This window comes from Mucilaginibacter sp. P4_E8, from assembly GCF_056401495.1.
This window is the reverse complement of sequence record NZ_JBFUJG010000261.1, coordinates 1-3,865: the sequence shown is the minus strand read 5'-3', so window position 1 is coordinate 3,865 and position 3,865 is coordinate 1. Positions and strand designations below refer to the sequence as shown.

The window sequence follows — 3,865 nt, the reverse complement described above, 5'->3', positions numbered from 1 at the left end:
GAATGTAAAGACTGKAGGGATTGGTGGGCAGGTGATTTTACCGGAACAAGTAAAGGAAAATATACAGACGAAAAGTCACTCTATCAAAACCCTAACTCCCGGATCAACCAGATCTTTAGGCTATTGACCGATGACACGGCTCTTTTGAGCCTTCTCAAAACGCAGGAAATACCTTTGCCCTTTGAAAGTCTATATCATTTGGAAATGAATGAGATTGTTAAAACCAGGAATAAAAGGACAAAGGATGGCTGTATAAGCGACCTGTGGCCTGTTAAACCCTTTCCCACTGACGCCAATGACCCGCTTGACCGGGCAAAGCAATTGCAGTTTGCAGGCCTGGCGCTTTCGGGCGGTGGGATACGGTCAGCTACATTTAATCTTGGGATTATACAAAAACTTGCAGAACTAAATGTACTTAGCCGGTTTGATTACCTGTCCACGGTTTCCGGGGGAGGGTATATAGGTTCATGGCTGGTTTCCTGGATATACCGATCCGGATCTGTTACCAAGGTCAGTAACCGGCTTAACCCCAAACTGTCATCAGATCCCATGGGTGAGGAGGTTCGGCCTATCAGATGGCTTAGGATGTATAGCAATTATCTCTCACCAAAAACCGGGATCATGTCCGGAGATTCCTGGACAATAGGAATGACATGGCTGAGAAACGCGTTTGTCAATCAGGTCATACTGGTGCTCCTGCTTTGTACTATCCTTTCAGCCGTAGTCATGACCCATAGCCTTTGGCACAGCTGGAGTAAAAAATTAGTGGGGGTTTCCTGGGATCATGTCTTGGTGATAAGTGCGGTTTTGTTGCTTTTCGGGGCGATCATAACCGGGCTAGCTATGCGGGTTTTTGATCGGACGGATTCGCCGCCAAGTCGATTTAAGATTGGCTCGAGTAGGTTGCTGCCTATATGGTTGGTCGTCTGGGCAACATTGACCGGTTTCATTGGCAGTGCCTGGCTTGTCGCTAATGTCAATGGCGAAAAAACGACCGAAGATTACTTCAAAATGAATTTGCCTATTGGCATATCGGGATTCTTCGCCATGATAGTCATAGCGGTCTTGGGGCGTTACCATGCCAGGAGTAAGACAAAAAAAAGCGAGTGGAAGCTATGGAGTGCCGTGGCCTTAACCTCTGTCCTGTCGGCAGGGTTTGGTGTTTGGTTATTGGCTTTAGTGTGCGACGTTTTGACCGCCATCGGTTCAACACAGGTAAATACTGAAGAATATCAATTTATTTTCGGTACGCCGCTGGTTTTGGAAGCAACCAGTATTTGCGTAGTTTGTCGTATGGCGCTAATGGGCGACCTTTTCCCTGAAGAACGAAGGGAATGGTGGGGACGGGTCGGTGCCGTCGTACATCGTTTTATCCTAATTTGGATATTGATCTCAGCATCGGCCCTTGTTTTACCGTTTTTGATCGCTCAATTGCTTCCCTCCGCGGATAGCAAGATATTACCTGCGGCTATTGCTACTTGGAGCGCTGCCATCGGTACAGCAGTGAAACTCGCTTTTCAATCGAAATCAGATGGTGACAAGGTAACAAATGGTGTAGATTATGTGAACTTGTTTGTCAAATTCGCCCCTTATCTTTTTATGATCGGTTTTTTGATGATCGGTTCCAATATCTTTGAAGCCTTAAGCTACAAACTATTTCCCTATATCCGGGGCTGCAGTTTTTTCAGCAATGATTTCAGAACTTATTTAGCGCTAACCCTTATACTGGGTGCCATAACTTTTATATTAAGCTGGCGGGTGGGGGTCAACGAATTTTCCTTACATCACTTTTACCGGAACAGGTTAAGCCGTGCCTACCTTGGAGCCACACGCCGAAGGACCTCCAGAGACAGTACAGCCAACCGGTTTACCGGATTTGATGATAATGATGACATCGCTATGAAGGACCTAGCGTATGACGAATATTTGTATTCTGGGCCATACCCGATCATCAATACAGCTTTGAACGCGACCACTGTTTCAGCATTGGACAGGCAGGATCGGAAAGCTGAATCCTTTATCTTTTCGCCACTCTTTTGTGGCTTTGATTTCAGTCCTACAAATTCGGCGGCAGACTCGAGTAACGGGATATTTCAATATGGGTACCGTTATACTGATGCCTTCAGCGAACAATCAAGCCCGACACTGGGAACTGCCATGGCTGTTTCAGGTGCTGCGGTAAATCCTAATATGGGCTATCACTCCTCGGCACCGACCGCCTTTCTGCTCACAATTTTCAATGTCCGTTTAGGGCGTTGGATTGGCAATCCCCGGACGGATTGCTGGAACCGGTCGAACCCGATAACAGGACTGATGTATTTGGTCAAAGATCTGATAGGACGCTCTGACATTGAAAATGACTATGTGTGTTTATCAGACGGTGGACACTTTGATAATATGGGGATTTATGAACTCATTCGTCGTCGTTGTACCTATATTCTGCTTTGCGATGCTGAGGAAGATGAACGGGCCTCGTGCGAAGGGCTGGCAAATGCGATCAGGCGTTGCCGAATTGACTTTGGTGTTGAGATAGACCTCCAAACAGAAAAGATAACCCGGAAAGATAAGGACACCGGGCTGTGCGAGGACCATCTGGTTTCTGGAACGATCACTTATCCAGGCGACAAAAAACCATCTGGAACCATAGTTTACGTCAAGACATGCCTGACCGGAAAAGAAGGCGTCGACATTCGCGAGTACCAGATGAGTAACAAAGATTTTCCACAACAGTCTACCGGTGATCAATTCTTTGACGAAGCGCAATTTGAGAGCTACCGTCAATTGGGATACCGTTCGATGGACGAATTTAGAAAATACACTTAAAACTCATTGGGGCCAGTTCAGCAAAAATCGTAGGATACGTTAGAAAAATGCGCATGGTATAAATCAGGCGCATTTTTTATTTTTTTCGGATATAGATGTGTTTGATGTGGTGATTTTTACCGCTTTCGCGCTCATCTACTTCAAACTGTTTCATGCTTTTTATAAAAGGCAGCATTTTGAGAAAACCGTAATTCCGGGGATCAAAATCGGGTTTCTTCTTCAGCATCAGATTACCCAAATCACCCAAATAGGCCCAACCATTATCGTCTGCTAAATCGGCAATGCTGGTAACAATTAGTTTAATGATCTCCGGATCAATATTACTTAACGGCTTATCTTCGGCTTGTTTTGCCTTGTTTGATGTGGATTTAGGTTCATCTTCAACTGGTGCAACAAGCTCCTTCTTAAGTATCTCGATATAAATAAACTTGTCACAAGCCGTTATAAAAGGATTCAAGGTTTTCTTTTCGCCAATTCCAATCACTTTCATCCCTGCTTCGCGCAAACGTGTTGCCAGCCTGGTAAAATCACTATCACTGGATACAATGCAAAAACCATCCACTTTACCGGTATATAAGATATCCATCGCATCAATAATAAGCGCGCTATCAGATGCATTTTTTCCTGTAGAGTAACTGTATTGCTGAATGGGAGTGATGGCATTTTCTAACAAAACGTTCTTCCATCCGGAAACTGTAGGTTTAGTCCAATCTGCATAGATCCTTTTAAAAGTAGGCGTACCATACTTTGCAATTTCCTCAAACATCTCCTTCACGTTGGCATAAGGCACATTATCCGCATCAATAAGGACGGCTAACTTCAGATCTTTTTGGGTTTCTATCATATTAAGTTTTAGGCTAAGCGTTCTTTATCAAATAGATAATGGTTAACGATTAAATGATAAAGATATGATTTTTAATGTACCTCGAACTACATTCGTGTAGGGCGCAACAATTGCTGGTTACAGCGGCTTACAGCGAATGCTGTGAGGGAGCACGGCCGAATATATCCCGGAACACAGCAAAGATACCCACTTTGATAA

At 44.5% G+C, this 3,865-nt stretch carries 2 protein-coding genes; one reads left to right on the top strand and one right to left on the bottom strand.

Annotation, left to right across the window (positions count from 1 at the left end; all coding sequences use genetic code 11):
- Nucleotides 1-2,823, top strand: a 2,823-nt coding sequence (locus AC1DRQ_RS30045; protein WP_477429579.1) for a patatin-like phospholipase family protein, incomplete at its 5' end; no start/stop codon positions are given.
- Nucleotides 2,824-2,899: 76 nt separating this feature from the next.
- Here AC1DRQ_RS30045 and AC1DRQ_RS30040 read toward each other — a convergent pair.
- Nucleotides 2,900-3,667: an NYN domain-containing protein gene (locus AC1DRQ_RS30040; RefSeq protein ID WP_477429577.1), complete on the bottom strand. Its 768-nt coding sequence runs from the start codon at nucleotides 3,665-3,667 to the stop codon at nucleotides 2,900-2,902.
- Between the last annotated feature and the right edge of the window lie 198 nt (nucleotides 3,668-3,865).

Excerpts from the sequence above, each read along its gene's own strand:
- AC1DRQ_RS30040 (WP_477429577.1), bottom strand. The coding sequence starts at position 3,667 with ATGATAGAAACCCAAAAAGATCTGAAGTTAGCCGTCCTTATTGATGCG.